14 protein-coding genes and 1 tRNA gene are annotated in these 17,696 nt (G+C 60.9%); 7 read left to right on the top strand and 8 right to left on the bottom strand.

All coding sequences use genetic code 11. From position 1 onward, the window contains the following. Positions 1-6: 6 nt before the first annotated feature. Both AC13QO_RS27015 and AC13QO_RS27010 read right to left on the bottom strand, forming a co-directional pair. Positions 7-1,026, bottom strand: a complete 1,020-nt coding sequence (locus AC13QO_RS27015) for an aldo/keto reductase (RefSeq protein WP_488542412.1) — start codon at positions 1,024-1,026, stop codon at positions 7-9. Positions 1,027-1,072: 46 nt separating this feature from the next. Continuing rightward, positions 1,073-2,575: a UxaA family hydrolase gene (locus AC13QO_RS27010; protein WP_085776814.1), complete on the bottom strand. Its 1,503-nt coding sequence runs from the start codon at positions 2,573-2,575 to the stop codon at positions 1,073-1,075. Between the two features lie 236 nt (positions 2,576-2,811). On the opposite strand from AC13QO_RS27010, the gene AC13QO_RS27005 reads away from it, so the two are divergent. Then, on the top strand, positions 2,812-3,711 hold the full coding sequence (locus AC13QO_RS27005; RefSeq protein WP_285191831.1) for a GntR family transcriptional regulator: 900 nt from the start codon (positions 2,812-2,814) through the stop codon (positions 3,709-3,711). A 91-nt stretch (positions 3,712-3,802) separates the two neighbouring features. Next, positions 3,803-5,749, top strand: a complete 1,947-nt coding sequence (locus tag AC13QO_RS27000; RefSeq protein WP_285191830.1) for an ABC transporter ATP-binding protein/permease — start codon at positions 3,803-3,805, stop codon at positions 5,747-5,749. A gap of 218 nt (positions 5,750-5,967) precedes the next feature. Here AC13QO_RS27000 and AC13QO_RS26995 read toward each other — a convergent pair whose 3' ends face one another. Continuing rightward, positions 5,968-7,458, bottom strand: coding sequence for an MDR family MFS transporter (locus tag AC13QO_RS26995; protein WP_488542411.1), 1,491 nt, complete (start codon positions 7,456-7,458; stop codon positions 5,968-5,970). Between the two features lie 228 nt (positions 7,459-7,686). Continuing rightward, on the bottom strand, positions 7,687-8,043 hold the full coding sequence (locus AC13QO_RS26990; RefSeq protein ID WP_488542410.1) for a hypothetical protein: 357 nt from the start codon (positions 8,041-8,043) through the stop codon (positions 7,687-7,689). Positions 8,044-8,305: 262 nt separating this feature from the next. Between AC13QO_RS26990 and AC13QO_RS26985 the strand changes: the two genes are divergently transcribed. Beyond that, entirely contained in the window at positions 8,306-9,406 is a 1,101-nt protein-coding gene (locus AC13QO_RS26985; RefSeq protein ID WP_488542409.1) for an acyltransferase family protein, read from the top strand. 388 nt (positions 9,407-9,794) lie between these two features. Here the strand turns inward: AC13QO_RS26985 and AC13QO_RS26980 are convergent, their stop codons facing one another. Continuing rightward, on the bottom strand, positions 9,795-10,817 hold the full coding sequence (locus AC13QO_RS26980) for a PAS domain S-box protein (protein WP_488542408.1): 1,023 nt from the start codon (positions 10,815-10,817) through the stop codon (positions 9,795-9,797). Between the two features lie 777 nt (positions 10,818-11,594). Between AC13QO_RS26980 and AC13QO_RS26975 the strand changes: the two genes are divergently transcribed. Continuing rightward, positions 11,595-11,948, top strand: coding sequence for a DUF6894 family protein (locus AC13QO_RS26975; RefSeq protein ID WP_488542407.1), 354 nt, complete (start codon positions 11,595-11,597; stop codon positions 11,946-11,948). A 241-nt stretch (positions 11,949-12,189) separates the two neighbouring features. Beyond that, the gene (locus AC13QO_RS26970; RefSeq protein WP_141504965.1) at positions 12,190-12,420 is read left to right on the top strand and encodes a hypothetical protein; all 231 of its coding nucleotides are present in this window, start codon (positions 12,190-12,192) and stop codon (positions 12,418-12,420) included. 120 nt (positions 12,421-12,540) lie between these two features. Here the strand turns inward: AC13QO_RS26970 and AC13QO_RS26965 are convergent. Both AC13QO_RS26965 and AC13QO_RS26960 read right to left on the bottom strand, forming a co-directional pair. Further along, positions 12,541-12,616 (bottom strand) — tRNA-Thr (locus AC13QO_RS26965). A 118-nt stretch (positions 12,617-12,734) separates the two neighbouring features. Next, positions 12,735-13,694 carry an NAD(P)H-dependent flavin oxidoreductase gene (locus tag AC13QO_RS26960; RefSeq protein ID WP_488542406.1) on the bottom strand — a complete coding sequence of 320 codons (960 nt, stop codon included), beginning with the start codon at positions 13,692-13,694 and terminating at the stop codon, positions 12,735-12,737. 286 nt (positions 13,695-13,980) lie between these two features. Between AC13QO_RS26960 and AC13QO_RS26955 the strand changes: the two genes are divergently transcribed. After that, on the top strand, positions 13,981-15,177 hold the full coding sequence (locus AC13QO_RS26955; RefSeq protein ID WP_488542405.1) for a regulator: 1,197 nt from the start codon (positions 13,981-13,983) through the stop codon (positions 15,175-15,177). A 24-nt stretch (positions 15,178-15,201) separates the two neighbouring features. Here the strand turns inward: AC13QO_RS26955 and ppk2 are convergent, their stop codons facing one another. Then, positions 15,202-16,083, bottom strand: coding sequence for a polyphosphate kinase 2 (gene ppk2, locus AC13QO_RS26950; RefSeq protein WP_285191805.1), 882 nt, complete (start codon positions 16,081-16,083; stop codon positions 15,202-15,204). Between the two features lie 240 nt (positions 16,084-16,323). Here ppk2 and phoR point away from each other — a divergent pair, with 240 nt between their 5' ends. Further along, positions 16,324-17,544 (top strand): phosphate regulon sensor histidine kinase PhoR, encoded by a 1,221-nt coding sequence (phoR, locus tag AC13QO_RS26945; protein WP_488542421.1) that lies wholly within the window; start codon positions 16,324-16,326, stop codon positions 17,542-17,544. The last annotated feature ends 152 nt before the right edge of the window (positions 17,545-17,696 follow it).

Below are 17,696 nucleotides of genomic sequence, written 5' to 3'. Positions count from 1 at the left end.
ATCTCCTCAGACTCGGACGGCTTCGGTGCCGAGCGGCGGCGCAGTGAGCGTATAGGGTTCGAATTCGGCAAAGATGCCGTCGGCAAGCGGCGTCGCGACCGTTTCCATGTTACGCGTCAGGCTCGAGGGCTTGGCCGTGCCGATCAGCACCGAGGCGACGATCGGATCGCGCAGCGGAAACTGCATGGCGGCGGCCGCGAGCGGCACGCCGTGGCTCTTGGCGATCGCCTCCATCGCGCCGACCTTGGCGAGCACCTCCTCGTCTGCCGGCATATAATCGAAATGCGAGCCGGGCACCGGGCCGGTGGCGAGAATGCCGGAGTTGAAGACGCCGCCGACGACGAGCGACGTGCCCTTCTCCCGGCAGAGTGGCAGGAGTTCGTCAACCGCCGAACGGTCGAGCAGCGTATAGCGGCCGGCCAGCAGGATGCAGTCGAGATCGGCATGGCGCATGACGTCGAGGCAGACGGGCACTTCGTTGACGCCGAGGCCGAAGGCGGAAATCGTGCCGGAAGACTTCAGCTCTTCCAGCGCCTTCACGCCGGAATCGAGCAGCTGCTTCTGATAGACCGCGTTCTTCGCCGCGCCATGCGTATAGACGCCGATATCGTGCACGTAGAGAATGTCGATGCGGTTGAGGCCGAGACGCGCATAGCTGAACTCGACCGAGCGCATGATTCCGTCATAGGAATAGTCGTAATCGGCATCGAAGGACAGCGGATCGACATAGCTGTAATCCGGCACCGTTCCCGTCGGCACCGGCCGAAGCAGTCGCCCGACCTTGGTGGAAAGCACGTAGGCACCGTCCGCATGGTCACGCAGGAAATCGCCGACGCGCCGTTCTGCAAGGCCGAGGCCATACCAGGGGGCGACGTCGAAATAGCGGATGCCGCTGTCCCAGGCCGCTTGTAGCGTTTCCATCGCCTGCTCACGCGGGCAGGCGCGGTAGAGACCGCCGAGCGGCGCTGCGCCGTAGCTGATCTCCGTCACCTCAAGGCCGGTCTTGCCGATCCGTCTCGTCTTCATCACGCCCCCTCGGGAATTCTATAAAAACAAAAGCTTAGCATCGCATCTAGAGCGTTGCGCCGAGATGCCAAGGCACGAATTCATTGTCGCCGTAACCGAAGATCTCGCTCTTGGTCTTCTTGCCGGAGGCCGTATCGACGATCAGGTCGAAGATCTCGCGGCCCTTGCCGCTGATCGTCGCGTCACCGGTTGCGATGGTGCCGCAATCGATGTCCATGTCCTCTTCCATCGAGGCATAGAGCGCCGAATTGCTCGACAGCTTCAACGACGGCGCCGGCCGACAGCCGAAGCAGCTGCCGCGGCCTGTGGTGAACGCGATCATGTTCGCCCCGCCGGCCACCTGGCCGGTTGCCGAAACCGGGTCGTAGCCGGGCGTGTCCATGAAGACGAGGCCGGGGGCTGTCACTCGCTCGGCATAACCATAGACCGCCGTCAGCGGCGAGCGGCCACCCTTGGCTACCGCACCGAGCGACTTTTCCAGGATGGTTGTGAGACCGCCGCGCTTGTTGCCGGGCGACGGGTTGTTGTCGAGCGAGGCGCCATGCAGAGCGACATAGTCTTCCCACCAGGCGATTTTCTCGTCGAGCTTTCTCGCCACCTCGTCGCTGACGGCGCGGCTGCGCAGCAGATGTTCGGCGCCGTAAATCTCCGAGGTCTCCGACAGGATCGCCGTGCCGCCGGCCGCCGCCAGCAGATCGGCGGCGACGCCGAGCGCCGGATTGGCGGTGATGCCGGAAAAGCCGTCCGAGCCGCCGCATTGCAGGCCAATGATGATCTCGCCGATCGAGATCGGAACCCGCTTCTCCTTGCCGACATCGGCGGCGATCTCGCGGAGCACGCCCATGGCGCGTTCGACCGCACGGCGAGAACCGCCGGCATCCTGAATGTTGAAATGGCGCTTGGAGGCGCCAGCGCCGCTCTGTCCGTAAAGCGTCAGCTGGTTGACCTCGCAGCCGAGGCCGATCATCAGCACGCCGCCGAAATTGACATGCCTGGTATAGCCGGCAAGCGTCCGGTGCAGCACATTCATGCCGTCGCCGGTCGAGCTCATGCCGCAGCCCTGGTCATGCACGATCGGCACGAAACCGTCGATGCCGTCATAATGCGGCAGGATCGTCCGGTTCGCCTCGTCCGCGATCGCCCGGCAGACGGTGGTGGAACAGTTCACGCTGGCGATGATGCCGATATAATTGCGCGTCGCCGCCCGTCCATCGGCGCGGCGGTAGCCCATGAAGGTGCGCGCCTTGTCCTCGGCGGTTGCTTCTTCCGGTGCCGAATTGGCGGTGACGGCGAGCCGGTCGTTTTCGAAATGCAGATTATGGCTGTGCACATGGTCGCCGGCCTTGACCTCGGCGGTGGTGCGGCCGATCGCCTGTCCGTATTTCACCACGGCCGAACCGAGCGGAATATCGGCAATCGCCACCTTGTGGCCCGGTTCGATCTTCTGGCGGGCCTCGACGCCGGCAACCGTCGAGCCCTCAGCGATGGCGGACGTTGCGACCGCGACATTGTCGCCGGCCGACAGGATGATCCAAGGCTGTTTGTCCAATCTCTTCTCCCTGAAGGAAACGCTCGCTGCATCGGCGAATGCGATTGATTTTGTTTTTTATCTACAATAAACATTTTCAAGTCAACGGGAATATTGATCCTGTGGACGAGGGAGGCAATGCGCCGCAGACGATCGGAAATACGCTAATGGATTTTGAACAAGCTCCGGTCGGTCGCCTTTTCGCTTTTTGAAGCGGGAAGGAAATCCCGGCACGCGGGCGGAAAGCGGGGGATCTGATGGCAAGGCAGAACACGGTCTTCAAGGAAGCATACAACAGGTATGCCGCGGCTCTGCGCACGGATACGGCGCTGCCGTCGGAGCCGGAGATCGCCGCCCAGCTCGGCGTCAGCCGCTCCACCGCGCGTGCCATCCTCACCCGCCTCAGCGATGAAGGCATCATCCGCTGGAACAAGCGCCAGAAGATCGTGCTGCGCGAGCCCACCGACCGTGACCTTTTTCCCTCCGAAGAGACGGATTCGCTGCATGACATCATCGAGCGTAGTTTCATGCGGCGCATCCTTGCCGACGATGCCGCGCCCGGAATGCAGATCAACGAACTGGAGCTTGCCCGCGAGATCGGCACCGGCACGACGAGCGTGCGCGAATTCCTGATCCGCTTCTCCCGCTTCGGCCTGATCGAAAAGCGGCCGAACAGTCATTGGACGCTGAAGGGCTTCACCCGCGAATTCGCGCTCGAACTTGCCGATGTCCGCGAAATGTTCGAGTTGCATTCGGCTGCCGAGTTCGGCCGACTTCCCAAAGACAATCAAGCGTGGATCGATCTTGCCGCCATGCGCGAGGAGCATCTCGCCATGCTTGCCGACATCAACCAGCGTTTCAAGGATTTCTCCGTCCTCGACGAGCGCTTCCACTTGTTGATCCACCGCGCCTCGAAGAACCGCTTCATCGCCGATTTCTACGATGCGATCGCCATCATCTTCCACTATCACTACCAGTGGAACAAGACCGCCGCCCGCGAGCGCAACGAGCGCGCCATCCACGAACATCTGGACTATATCGCCGCACTGGAATCCGGCGACCAGGCAGCGATCGGAAAAGCCTGCCGCGTCCACCTGCGCTCCGCCCGTCAGACCCTGCTGCAATCTCTGCCGCAGACCATGAGCGACCACGCCTGAGGGGCCTCTCTCGGCAGACGTCAGCTTGATGCGAGCGCCACGTCGGCGCGGCGCCATGAAACCTTCTGATTTGTAAGCCGTTATCGTGCTTATGACCGACGTTACACTCAACCCGAAATCGGTCGACGGCACCGAGCAGGACGGTGCCGAGAAGTCGCGCCAGCAGAAGGCATCGACTGTCGAGATCGCGCCGCCGGATGTCATCGAACCCAGTCCGCAGCTCACGCCCGAGGAGGCAGAGCAGGCGCGCAAGCGATATTTGCTCAGGCGTTTCTGGATCAGCGCCCGCCGTTACTGGGGCCGCGGTGGCGACAGGCTCGCCTGGCCATGCTCGATCGGTCTGTTGACGATGATCTGCATCAATGTCGGCTTCCAATATGGGATCAACCGCTGGAACCGCGGAATCTTCGACGCGATAGAGCGGCACGACGCCGGCACCGTCTATTATCTCAGTGCCGTCTTCGTGCCGCTCGTGCTCGGAAGCGTCGCTCTCGTGACCGCACAAGTCTATGTTCGCATGATGATCCAGCGCCGCTGGCGCTCCTGGCTGACGAAGACGGTGATCACGCGCTGGCTGGCCAACGGTCGTTATTATCAGCTGAACCTCATCGGCGGCGACCACAAGAATCCTGAGGCGCGCATCTCGGAAGATTTGCGGATTGCCACCGAAGCGCCGGTCGATTTCATCGCCGGCGTCATATCAGCCTTTCTATCGGCCTCGACCTTCATCGTCGTGCTGTGGACGATCGGTGGAGCGCTCACGCTGCCGCTCGCCGGGTCGACCATCACCATCCCCGGTTTTCTCGTCGTCACTGCGGTGCTCTACGCCGTGATCACCTCAACCGTGATAGCGGTCATCGGCCGCCATTTCGTCCAGGTCTCGGAGGTCAAGAACCAGGTGGAGGCCGAGCTTCGATACACCTTGACCCGTGTGCGCGAAAACGGCGAGAGCATCGCCTTGCTCGGTGGCGAGGAAGAGGAGCGTAGCGACCTAGACAAGACATTTTCCAATGTGCTCAGGCAATGGGCGCTGCTAGCCCGCCAGCACATGCGCACGACTTTCGTCTCGCACGGATCGATGCTGATTGCCCCGGTGGTGCCGCTCCTGCTCTGCGCGCCGAAATTTCTCGCAGGCGGCATGACGCTTGGCGAGGTCATGCAGGCTGCCTCCGCCTTCGCCATCGTTCAGACGGCCTTCGGTTGGCTGGTCGACAACTACCCGCGTCTCGCCGACTGGAACGCCTGTGCGCGACGCGTCGCCTCGCTGATGATGTCGCTCGACGGCCTTGAGCGGGCCGAACAAAGCGATGCCTTGGGACGCATCAAGCACGGTGAAACAGAGGGCAATGCAATCCTGAATTTGAACGATCTCTCGGTGACTCTCGACGACGGTACCGCGGTGGTCAAGGAAACCCAGGTGGAGATCGCACCAGGCGAGCGGGTGCTCGTAGCAGGCGAATCGGGCTCCGGCAAAAGCACGCTGGTGCGCGCCATCTCCGGCCTTTGGCCCTGGGGTCACGGCAGCGTCGATTTCCACGGCGACCGACGCTTGTTCATGTTGCCGCAGCGGCCCTATATCCCGTCCGGAACGCTTCGCCGCGCGGTGGCCTATCCCCGCGCCGCCGACAGCTGGACGCCGGAGGAAATCAAGACCGCCCTTGCCAAAGTGGGCCTGGATTATCTGAGCGAAAAGCTCGAGGAAGACGCGCCATGGGATCAGACCCTGTCGGGCGGCGAAAAGCAACGGCTCGCCTTCGCGCGGCTACTGCTGCACGCCCCCGATATCATCGTTCTCGACGAAGCGACCTCGGCACTCGATGAGAAGAGCCAGGACAGGATGATGGAGACGATAATCGACGAATTGCCGACAGCGACCATCATCAGCGTGGCGCATCGCGCCGAATTGGAAGCCTTCCACAGCCGCAAGATCACCTTGGAGCGGCGCGAGGGCGGCGCCAAGCTCGTCAGCGATATCGATCTCGCCCAGCGCAAGGGAAGACGAAACTTGATCCTGCGCGTTTTGGAGAACCGCCGATAAGGTAATTCCAGGAAAACTGCGAAGCGGTTTTCCGCACTTGCGGGGAAACGCGCGACGTCATGTTCGGCCTTGTGTCGAGGATCTGCGCACGTCGAATAAGTGTCTGAAAATTAAATCGTTTTCTCTTAAATAACTGCGGTGCTAGATGTTCGGCACAAGGCCGGGCATGACGGAGGAAACGTTGTCAGCAATTTGCCACCCCGTCAGGAGCAACCGTGTCAATGCGAGGCTGCCTCGCCTGCCACCGCCGGCTCTTCGCGCGTCTGGCGGTGGCCAACGGGGATCAGCCAGGTGGTGAAGAAGGTCAGCACCGCGACGACGACGACGCCCCAGAAGCTCCAGTGCAGGGCTGCGTTGAAGACGCTGCGGATCGCCGGATCGGCGGCGAGCGCCGAAAGTCCGGTCGGCTGGTTCAGCGCTTTATGAAGGGCGGAAGCCGTTTCGCCGCTCGCATAATGGCTGATGCCGGCATTGAGAATGGCGCCGAGTACCGTGGCTCCGAGCGTATTACCGAGGCTGCGGGCGAAGATGATCGAAGCCGTGGCGCTGCCGCGCATCGACCATTCGACGCTGTCCTGCACCAGCACGATGCTCGTCAGGCTGATCAGGCCCATGCCGAAGCCCATGAAGAAGGAGCCGGCGCCGGCAAGAACCGGCGAGCTTTCGGGCGTCAGGAACAACAGGAAGCAGGCGCCGAACGGAAACAGCAGGCTGCCGACGCGCAGTGTGCGGCGAATGCCGAAGGTCCTGTAGAAGCGGCTGGAGAGCATTACCGCCAGCGGCCAGCCGACGATGAGCATGGTGAGCGTGAAGCCGGCGACAACAGGCGAACGGCCGAGTACGCCCTGCACATAGATCGGCAGGATGGTGGAAAGGCCGATCAGCGCCATGCCGGCAAGCAGCGTGGCAGCATTGCTGGTCGCGATCAGCCGGCGGCTCCAGAGGGCGATCGAAATGATCGGCTCCGGCGCCCGCCTCTCCTGGGCGACGAAGAAGAGCCCCGCGACGACGAAGACGGCGAAGAGCGACAGCAGGATCCAAGCGCTCGCTTCGGTTTCCGTCAGCATGACGAGCAGGGCGACGATCGAAATCGAAAACAGCACCGATCCGAGATAATCGATCCTCGCCTGCTTGTGCGCGACGTCCTCCTTCAGGAAGATCATGAAGGCGATGATCGAGACGATGCCGATCGGCAGGTTGATCCAGAAGATCCAGGCCCAGGAGAAGGTATCGACGATGATGCCGCCGGCAAGCGGCCCGACAACGGCCGACGTCGCCCAGACCGTCGCCATCGCGCCCTGCACGCGGCCGCGTTCCTCAAGCTTGAAGAGGTCGCCGATGATGGTCATCGTCACCGGCTGGATCGCTCCGGCGCCGAGCCCCTGCAGCAGCCGGAACAGCACCAGCGACATCATCGACCAGGCAAAGCCGCAGAGCAGAGAACCGGCGAGGAAGATCAGGATGCCGCCGATCAAAACCGGCTTGCGTCCGAAAATATCGGAAAGCTTGCCGTAGATGACCGTCGTCGTCGACTGCGCCAGCAGGAAGGCCGAAAATACCCAGCTGTAATAGGAAAAGCCGCCGAGCTGGCCGACGATGCGCGGCATTGCCGTCGCCACGATCGTCGCCTCGATGGCAACCATGAATGTCGCCACCATGATGGTCGCGACGACAAGCACGCGGTTCGAGCGATGCGCTGCATTCGACATGACGATCCTCTTCGGGTGCTCCGCGGACGCCGAAGATATCGGCAGGCTGGCTGGGTGTGGCGATCGCCATTTGCGGAGAGATGCTGTTCTTGTACGACCGGAATGGCGGCCGGTAAAGCAATTCTCTTAGGCGGCCGTCATTTTGCGCGACGTCAACGGCGGCAGTTGAAATGACGGCCCGGCGCCATTGCGGGGCCTTATTCTGCGGCAGGCTGGCGCTCGCCATTCTCACCGCTGACATGCCTCGTTGAGCGAGCCACTGCCATCGGTGCAGCCCGGCGTCTGCTGGAGATCCGGATTGACGCCGCCCGGATTGATCGTGCTGGGGCCGCTGTTGAGATCGAGGCCGCCAGTGCCGGAGGTGCTGCCGGTCATGCCGGGATCGGTGCCGACGGACCCCGTGCCCGCCGAGCCCGCACCGACGGAGCCGGTACCGGCCGAACCCGCGCCTGTATTGCCCGACCCGCCGATGACAGGCGCCACCGAAAGCCGCCCGCTAGAATTCGCCCTACCCGCCGTCTGGGCCAGAGCCGAGCCGGCAAGACCGATCGAAAGGAGGGATATCGCGATGAGTTTGCAGGACATGAGGTTCTCCATCCTTGTTGTCTCAAGGGGAGAACCTGTTCGGCAGCGGCATGTTCCTTCTGATATTTCGCAGTCGAATAGACGCAGCGGGCAGCCTGACGCCACCAGCCCTTCATTGACTGTCAACCCGCGCAAGTTGTGCCGAGGCCCATAAAAATTCACTCAACACTATCCGGTTGCCGTCGAAGATGCTAACCCTGCCCGCGGATACGAATGGACAGGAGTATCTCATGGACGCGATGAAGGGCGGGAGACGAATTGAATGTCTGGATGGCTTGCGTGGTTTGGCAGCGCTATGGGTGCTGATCGGCCATGCGCACTGACGGGCTTCAAGGTGCCTGTTATCGGAGATCCCGAGCTGGGGGTCGACCTGTTCATCATGCTCTCTGGCTTCCTGATGGTGTTCCACTATCAGCGACGCAAGGCCAGAGAGCCATGGGAGAGCCCGCAAACATGGGCGGTGTTCTGGGCTCGTCGCTTCTTCCGCATCGCACCGCTCTATTACGTCATGCTGGTAATTGCTCTCATCGCCGGGTCCGAGATCTATCAGGCAAGGATGATCATTGACGCTTTCAACGGCAATCCGCCGCAAGCCGCATCCCGCTATTTGGACGATAGCCTGACCAACTACCTGATGCATCTCTCCTTCCTGTTCGGCTTGTCCCCGGCTCATGCTTTCCGCACGGCGCTCCCCGATTGGAGCATTGGCCTGGAAATGCAATTCTATGCAGCTTTGCCCTTCATCATGATCGTCCTCGGTCGGCTGGGTTGGCTGAAGGGCACGCTGGTCACCGTGGGCTTGGCCGTCACTGCCGCCTGGGTGGTCCATCACCTCGGTTTTCGCTTCCCGATGCCGTCGTTTCTTCCGATGAAAATGCACATCTTCGCCGCCGGCATGCTGCTCGCCGGTGCACTGTGGATGTCGCACGGCAGGGCATACCTGGCTTTTGCAATCTCGGCTCTGTTGGTTCTCATCCCCGTCGGTGGCGATGTGACCGTGCTGCACGAAAGTGTGCGCCTCGGGATCGTGGCGCTATTCTTTGTCCTGGTGCACGCCGATCGGGTTCCGGGTTCCGGCGGCAGCTATTCCCGCTCGGTCAATTCGGTTCTCGGCAACACGTTCTTTCGAAATCTCGGCGAACTTTCGTTCGGAGCCTATCTGATTCACCTGCTTATCATGCAGCCGGTGATCGCCTGGCTGATCGGCAATACCGATCTCAGCAACTCCGCACGCTGGCTGGTGACGCTGATCGTGACCATTCCGATCGTCTATGTCTTGTCCTTTGTAGGCTACAAGTTCATCGAGTTGCCCGGTCAGACGGTCGGGAGACGCCTGACACAGCAGAGGCAGGTGGCGATCTAGAGGCGCCCGCAATCTTCGATGGATGGTGTTGCGCCTCCGGCGGAAGGGCGCGAATAGGATGGCTCGATCCGATGGGATCTCGGGACATTGTTTCGGACAGCATCGACCGTCGATCTTATCAAGCGTCGGACCGCACGCAGAGAATTGGAAACTGCCTCCGCACGGCCCAACTGTGGGGTGGAGGGGCACTTCACGATAACCATCCCGCGATCCAATGAGCTGACCTGTTTTTAGAGCACGAAGGAAATGTTTGGTCCTGTTTGAATAGGCTGCTCGGCGATTTGCCAAACCCCGGCAATGCGTCTCCTGTGCGCTGAGCGGCCAGCTTAATTCCACATGAATTTCCGTCCGGCCATAGTCACGGCGCAAGCATCGGTCCGGCCAGACGTTACATGATCGCGAGGCGCGGAAGCAAAAGCCGAATGGACAATCCCCCTGGCATCCAGGATCGCTGGATATCAATGCCAAGGCTCCGTGCTATTCTTTGCTCCAGGATTCTTCCAAAGCCAGAAGGAGCTTGATTTGGCTCCGTAGTCGGCGGTCCGTTCGCTTCAACCCAGACCAATTCGATTGTGTCCGGCGAAATTGCAGTTGCGATCTTGAGGGTACCTTCGTTGACAGAGAGCGCTCCGTACTTAGCCGCATTCGTGGCGAGCTCGTGAAACAACAGCGCCAGGGTGCTGATCTTCTCTAGACCTGCCTCGACGTCCTCGCCATGGAGCGCCCATTGTCGGTTGTCGTAAGGTGCAAGGATATTCGACAGAAGCTGAGACAGCGTGGCTGGCCGAACCTCGACGGGCTGTTCTGTTAAACTTGGCAGCGTTATCTCGTGCGCTCGGGCCAAAGCCATTACCCTGTCGTTGGTCCTGGCGGCGAGATCGCCGGGCGTTGCTGCGGTCCGGGCACCCAGCGTGATAATGCTGCTGATGATCGCGAACAGGTTTTTTACGCGGTGATGCATTTCCCTGAGGAGCAGTTCTCGGTGCTCGGCTGCCCGTTTCCGCTCCGAGATGTCGCGGGCAATCTTCGATGCTCCGATGATTTCGCCACTGCCGTCTCTGATTGGGGAGATCGTCAAAGAGATGTCGATGAGTTCGCCGTCTTTGCGGCGTCTTACGGTTTCAAAGTGATCGACACGTTCACCGGCTTGGATTCTGCTAAGTATGGCGGGCTCTTCATCGAGGCGATTCTCCGGTATAACAAGGGTGATGGGCTTTCCTATTGCCTCGTCTGCGGCATATCCGAAAATTCTCTCGGCACCTTTGTTCCATGTCATGACAATGCCGGACAAGCTCTTGCTGACAATGGCATCGTCTGACGATTCAATAATGGCCGCGAGAAAGGCTGCGGCATCATAAGCGGGCGGTACCAGCTGGGCAGTAGCCCGTTTTTCTCGATCACCCAAACTCATCTACGCCCCAGTCTGATGTTCAATAGAGCCACTGACGAGAGCAATACGTCTCCTCCGTTCTGGCGGGAGACAGCAGCCTCTCAGGTGCCTGAGCCTAGCATTCGCGGCGTCATGACGAATATGTAGCGCGGAAGCGTACACAGGCAATGTGCGGAACCGAAGAAGCGATCGAAGCCGGAGAAGAAGCTGACAATTCTATCTCTGCCAATTTGTTTGCAAGTCGATCGTTGCGAATTCCGGGTCACACCAAACCGCATTGCCTGCCCGTCAGCATAGGTCTGGGCGTATCGCTCACCGCCGCTTGGAACTCCGCTCTCCATCCCGCGTCAAATATAACCTTCTGTCTATAAGATCAGCTAAAACACTAATAATAAGTTGTTATTGTTGGCATGTGAATAATTTGTATAATTAGATGAATATAATATTCCACTGGCTTAGTATGATGCGTCTCTTGCTACTTGGAATTCTAAGCATTTGCTCGACTAGTTACACGTTGGGCTGCACGCTTGACGAATTAACCAGCTGTCAAAACCTGAACCAATCTTGCGTCAACCAATGCGTTATCCTTCAAGACGCCAAACTGCGAGACAACTGCCTCTATGGCGGCGACGGGTGCAAAGTACGGTCCGACGCCTGCTACGCTCAATGCGCCGGGTTTAGACCTCCGATCAAATCGAAATCGAAAACACGTCGGATCACTTTAACACAGACGGCGTCCCAGTAACCCTCGGCAATGCATCTCCTTTGCGCTGGCTACATCTCTCAGGAGCGCTGATAATGTTAGCGCCGAACGACATCAATTCGATTCGAAATCGCGCGCCGGGCTTTGACGGCATTGTGAGCCCCGGTGGGAACCCGCGGAGAGACAGCGTCGTTTGGCTGCTTCGAGGAGCGGCTCATGCAAAAGTTCTACTCCATTTAAGGCGAGGGGAGGAGCTGGATCTGGATACAGAAGGCCTGGAGTTCGCCAGTGCTGCGGAAACCTACGACCACGCAGTCGAGGCGGCTCGAGAGATGCTTCCGGAAGGCATCTTGGCAAAGCGACCAATTGACGCCGACTGCTTCGAAATTGCATTGGAAGACGGCGCGACCGTCGCGTTGGTTCCCTTCGCGTCTGTTATCCCGGACTGATGATCTTACTAATCGCACCAATCGTTCGATCGCTTTGGCGTCCATGTCCCGGCAAACCCTCGCGGAGCAGTTTCTTGCCGCGGCACCCTCATATAAGGGGCTGAGGGATGTTGCTGATGAGGTGGCGGTTTATGCCTTGGAATGATGCAGAATTGGGGGTTGAGCAATCGTCGATGACGGGGGTGCGTTTCCAGACCTAAGTCCGATTGTCGCCGGTAACCAGATGGCTACATGATTAACGATGACAAAAACTGAAATCCTCATTGTCGTTGCTTTGTTGCTTACCGTCTTTGCTTTATTCACCTTTGGCGAAATCTCAGAAATACTTCTGTCCCCAAAGGCGCTTGGCGCAACCCCTTTTCTCATTTTGAGTTCCCCGCCTTGGCGGCAAGATGCACCACCGTCGGTCTCACACGTCGTCATCTTCCATGTCGGCGATGTTTTCGGCCATCGCAATGGCGTGCTCGGATAGAACGGCAGCCACATTGTCGAGAAGCAGGTTTGAACGGGGCCCATCGATGGTCGACAGGTGGATTTAGTACATTAGGAACGGGAAATGAATTTCCACAATCAACATCTTAGTACAGATAAATGGTGCCGCTTACGTGACTCGAACACGTGACCCCATCATTACGAATGATGTGCTCTACCGACTGAGCTAAAGCGGCATTTGGCGGCCGAAGAGTGCGGCCTGCGATTTGCATGGCGCTGATACAAGCATTGTCTGAAGATTTCAAGCACCCTGTCACGCCTTTGGCAAAAAAGAGGGCGGGGTGTGGAAGGCCCTCAGAGCGAGAGGCGGGCGCGGGCGGCCCTGTATTCGGCCTCCAGCCGGTCGACGAGCTTGGCCACCGGCTCCACGGCCTTGACCGCGCCGATGCCCTGGCCGCTGCCCCATATGTCCTTCCAGGCCTTGGCGCCGCCGGTCGCCTGCTCGAAATCCATCTTGGAGGGGTCGGCGAGGGGCAGGTTGTCGGGATCCATGCCGGCGGCGATAATCGAGGGCTTGAGGTAGTTGCCGTGCACGCCGGTGAAATAGTTGGAGTAGACGATGTCGTTGGCTGCGCCGTCGACGATTGCCTGCTTGTAGGCGGGCGCGGCGCGCGCCTCTTCAGTTGCGATGAAGGGCGAGCCGATATAGGCCATGTCGGCGCCCATCGCTTCTGCCGCCAGAATCGCGCCGCCGGTCGCGATCGCGCCGGCAAGCAGCAGCGGCCCGTCGAACCATTCGCGGATTTCCTGGACGAGCGCGAAGGGCGACAGCGTGCCGGCATGGCCGCCGGCGCCTGAAGCCACCGCGATCAGCCCGTCCGCGCCCTTGCGGATCGCCGAATGGGCGTGGCGGTTGTTGATAATGTCGTGCAGCACGATGCCGCCATAGGAATGCACGGCGGCGTTGACCTCGGGCACGGCACCGAGCGAGGAGATGACGATCGGCACCTTGTATTTGACGCAGAGCGAGAGGTCGTGCTCCAGCCGCTTGTTCGACATGTGGACGATCTGGTTGACGGCAAAGGGTGCGGCCGGCCGTTGCGGATGGGCGGCATCGTGGCGGGCGAGCTCCTCGGTGATCTCCGCCAGCCATTCGTCGAGCTGGCTTTCCGGCCGGGCGTTCAGTGCCGGAAAGGCGCCGACGACGCCCGCCTTGCATTGCGCCAGGGTCAGTGCCGGATGCGAGATGATGAAGAGCGGCGAGCCGATCACCGGCAATCTGAGTTTGTCCTTGAGGATCGGGGGCAGGGCCATGGTTTACCGCTCGCATTGACGTTTACGAAAACGTCAAACTGATAACAGAGAAGAAATGCCGATAAAAGAGCAGCCGCCACGTCTTCGTCGATTTCACGCCGATATATCAGGCGGAGATGGCGGGCAAGGTATGCCCCGGGAGCCGCGAAAGCTGGCGATTATCGCCGCCGATCAGCGGCGGGCGGGACTGCAAGGCTTGCGGTTTGCCGCGCTTGCCGCTACCGAATTTTGATGGAGAACGGCGGGGACGGCAGTCCGATGCCGGGTTCGAAGTGAAGGACTTGACGTGAGCGGATTAGAAACGGCCATCAGAACAGCGCTCGAAAATGCCGATCGCGACAATCCGGAGGTTCGAGCGAGGATCTACCAATCGGCCCGCCAGGCGCTGGAAGCCGGCCTGCGCAAGCAGGATATCACCGATGCCGATGCCGTCGCCCATCACCGCCATCGCCTGGAAACCACCATCCACGCCATCGAAAGCGAGGAGCGCGACCGGCTTCACCCGCGCCAGAGACCGCCTGAAGTGCCGGTGCCGCCCGTCGTCGAAATGCCGCCGGCTCGCCGTGGCGATGTGGCCGATATCGACAGCCTGATCGACAGCCCGGTGGCGGCAGGCGAGACCCGCGCGCCCGAAGTCATCATGCACCGCAGCAGCGACGAGTCGCGCCTCGACGACGTGCATGCGAGCAATGCCGATCATCTCGCAGCCGACCCGGTCGGCGACGAGCGGCTCGCGCGCGGCCAGCGCGCCGCCAACATGGATTTCCGTCCGGAGCGGGCGGCCGGCCGCCGCAAGCCGCGCAAGTTCTTCTCGAGGCTTCTCGTCTGGTGCGTCCTGCTCGCCTTCATCGGCATCGGCGCCTGGTGGGCCTATACGTCGGGCCTGCTCCTGACGGCGGCCGAGCGCGACACCAGCGTCGCCAATCCGCCGGCCAGCACCCAGCCGGAGGATTTCACCGGCAATGACGACAGCGCCGATAATGCGGCCGCCCACACCGATCAGCCGGTGACCATCGATCCGCAGAATAGTTTTTCGGCCGATTGGATCCCGGTGTTCAAGCCGGACGAGGTCGACAAGATCAAAAGCGGCCCGCGGGCGCGCACCGAAAAGATCACTGAGAATGACGGGCCGGCCGTGCGCCTGATTTCCGAAAGCGGTGCGGCTGACGGCAATATTTCGGTCAGTGTTCCCGCCTCTGTACTGCAGCAGCTCGCCGGCAAATCCTCAACCATCGCGCTGACGCTGCAATCGACCACCGATGAGCCGACCCAGGTGACGGTCGAATGCAATTTCCAGTCGCTCGGCAATTGCGCCCGCCATCGCTTCAGCGTCACCCGCGAAAAGTCGGATGCGCTGCTGCAGGTGAGCTTCGACCGCTCGCTGGCGCCGAATTCGCCCGGTACGCTTGTCATCAACAGCGATCTCGACGGCAAGGCGCGCGGCATCAACCTGTTCGCGATCCGCATCCTGCCGGGGCAGTGACGTCTCTTTCCAGCGGCCTGCGGCCTATTTCAGGAATCCGGGACCGGAGCCGATGATCTCCTCGTCGATCTCGCCGAGTGCCGCTTTGTCCTTGCCGTCATAGTCCATCCTGTCGAGCATGTGACGAATGAGCTGCAGACGCGCACGCCGCTTGTCATTGGCGCGGATGACGGTCCATGGCGCGAAATCAGTATGGGTTTCCTTGAGCATGCGGTCGCGCTTTTCGCTGTAATCGCCCCATTTCGTCAGCGCCGCGACATCCATCGATGACAGCTTCCAGACTTTCAGCGGATCGTGCCTGCGATCATGGAAACGCTTGAGCTGCATCTCCCGGCCGATATCGAGATAAAACTTGAAGAAGAAGATACCCTCATGGGCAATGATCTTTTCGAGCTGCGGCGCCTGCTTGAGGAAACCTTCATATTGCTGCGGCGTGCAGAAGCCCATGACCGGTTCGACGCCAGCGCGGTTGTACCAGGAGCGGTCGAACAGCACGAATTCGCCTGCGGTCGGGAATTGCGCGACATAACGCTGGAAATACCATTGCCCCTGCTCGCGCTCGGTCGGCTTGGCGAGCGCGACGACGCGCGCAAGGCGCGGGTTCATGTGAGCCGACGAGGCCGAAATGGCGCCGCCCTTGCCGGCCGCGTCGCGCCCCTCGAATAGCGCCATCACCCGCTTGCCGGCAGCCTGCAGCCAGAACTGCACCTTGACGAGTTCCACCTGCAGTTTTTCCAGCTGCTCCAGATAGTCCTCCTCGTTGAGCTTCTTCTTGTAGGGAAACCCGCCGGACTCGAGGGCGTTTTCCTCCACCCAGTCCGGCAGGACCGGATCATCGACGTCGAAGATGCGTTTCTTGCCGCGGATGTCGAGCTCCACCGCCCTGCTTTCGACAGTCTCGCCCATATGCTCCTCCTGCGCTGGTGGTCCTCTTGCCGTAGGCGAACATACTTGCCGTTGAAAATCAAATCTTTCGCTTTTGGCCGGTGATTTTTCCCGAGCCTGCGCTGAAGTCTTTCGCTTGACCGGCGCCAGCCGAAAACTTCTGTCATGAATTGCCGCTATCAGGCAGAGTTCAATATAGAGAAAACGAATCGACGCCTCGAGGCCCACTTGCAAGACGAAATCCCCTGGAGAAAAAGCCTGCTGGCGCGCATCCGGCGCGAACGTCCGGTGCTGCTTGCGGCCATCCTCAGCGCGCTTGCCGCCCTTGCCGCCGGGATGAACAAGTGGGTGGTGCTCGTTCTCCTGCTCGTCATGATCTTGACCGCGCTGTTCAAGGAGGCGCCTGTCGTCAAGGCGGAACCGGTCGAGCCGGCGGCAGCGGAGCCGCAAGCACCGCCAAGCCGCCTGCCTGACGTTTCCGCCACGCTCGCCGGGCTCGATATTCCCGCCATGGTGCTGTCGGACGACGCGTCGGTGCTGTTCCAGAACCCTGCCGCCGAAAAGGCCTTCGGCGAGGTGGCGCTCGGCGCCCATATATCGGCCCGGCTGCGCTCGCCCGGCGTGCTCGACATGGTGCGCGAAACCATCGCCACCAACGCGCCGAACCAGATCGAGCATGCCGAGCGGCTGCCGTCCGAGCGCGTCTATATCGTCCGCAGCGCGCCTGTCGAATTCCAGGCCGAGGGCCAGCGGGAGCGGTTTTTCATCCTGTCCTTCCGCGATATATCGGAGGTCCGCCGCATCGACCGCATGCGTTCGGATTTCGTCGCCAATGCCAGCCACGAGCTGCGCACCCCGCTTGCTTCATTGCGCGGCTTCATCGAAACCATCCAGGGGCCGGCGAAGAACGATCAGAAGGCGCAGGCGCAGTTTCTGGGCATCATGCTCGATCAAGCGACGCGCATGAGCAGGCTGGTCGATGATCTGTTGTCGCTCTCCCGCCTGGAGTTGAAATCGCACATCGCGCCGGACGAGAAGGTTGACCTTGTGCCGCTGCTCGGCCATGTCCGCGACTCGCTGGGGCCGCTCGCCAGGGACGTCGGCGTCGACATCAACCTGCATCTGCCCGACGGCAAGGTGGAGGTGCTGGGGGATCGCGACGAGCTTGTCCAGGTCTTCGAGAACCTGATCGAGAATGCCTGCAAATATGGCCAGGAAGGCAGGATCGTCGACGTCTGGCTGAAGAACGGCGCCGGCGCCCCGGTGGAGGTCAGCATCATCGACAAGGGTCCGGGCATTCCGGCCGAGCACGTGCCGCGTCTGACGGAGCGCTTCTACCGCGTCAGCATCGAGGACAGCCGCTCGAAGAAAGGCACCGGCCTCGGCCTTGCCATCGTCAAACATATCCTCACCCGCCACCGCGCCCGGCTGATCGTCAAGTCCGAGGTAGGCAAGGGCACCGATTTTACGGTGCGGTTCTAGCGTGGTACGCGACGCGAGCGATAAGCGATGCGTACCGCGGACGCTGCCCCTCACCCTAACCCTCTCCCCGTAAATGGGGGCGAGGGGACGTGCCATGCGAGAGGCTCGCGGGGAGCCGAGAGGTTGCGGCATATCCCCTTCGCCCCGTTTAC

The organism is Rhizobium sp. CNPSo 3670, from assembly GCF_057784555.1.
Note: the sequence above shows the minus strand (reverse complement) of the source record. Positions and strands in the feature narration are given on the sequence as shown.

Bases quoted from the DNA above. Each gene is read 5' to 3' on its own strand.
- AC13QO_RS27015 (WP_488542412.1), bottom strand. From the start codon at position 1,026: ATGAAGACGAGACGGATCGGCAAGACCGGCCTTGAGGTGACGGAGATC.
- AC13QO_RS27005 (WP_285191831.1), top strand. From the start codon at position 2,812: ATGGCAAGGCAGAACACGGTCTTCAAGGAAGCATACAACAGGTATGCC.
- AC13QO_RS27000 (WP_285191830.1), top strand. From the start codon at position 3,803: ATGACCGACGTTACACTCAACCCGAAATCGGTCGACGGCACCGAGCAG.
- AC13QO_RS26995 (WP_488542411.1), bottom strand. From the start codon at position 7,458: ATGTCGAATGCAGCGCATCGCTCGAACCGCGTGCTTGTCGTCGCGACC.
- AC13QO_RS26990 (WP_488542410.1), bottom strand. From the start codon at position 8,043: ATGTCCTGCAAACTCATCGCGATATCCCTCCTTTCGATCGGTCTTGCC.
- AC13QO_RS26985 (WP_488542409.1), top strand. From the start codon at position 8,306: ATGTCTGGATGGCTTGCGTGGTTTGGCAGCGCTATGGGTGCTGATCGG.
- AC13QO_RS26980 (WP_488542408.1), bottom strand. From the start codon at position 10,817: ATGAGTTTGGGTGATCGAGAAAAACGGGCTACTGCCCAGCTGGTACCG.
- AC13QO_RS26975 (WP_488542407.1), top strand. From the start codon at position 11,595: ATGTTAGCGCCGAACGACATCAATTCGATTCGAAATCGCGCGCCGGGC.
- AC13QO_RS26970 (WP_141504965.1), top strand. From the start codon at position 12,190: ATGACAAAAACTGAAATCCTCATTGTCGTTGCTTTGTTGCTTACCGTC.
- AC13QO_RS26960 (WP_488542406.1), bottom strand. From the start codon at position 13,694: ATGGCCCTGCCCCCGATCCTCAAGGACAAACTCAGATTGCCGGTGATC.
- ppk2 (WP_285191805.1), bottom strand. From the start codon at position 16,083: ATGGGCGAGACTGTCGAAAGCAGGGCGGTGGAGCTCGACATCCGCGGC.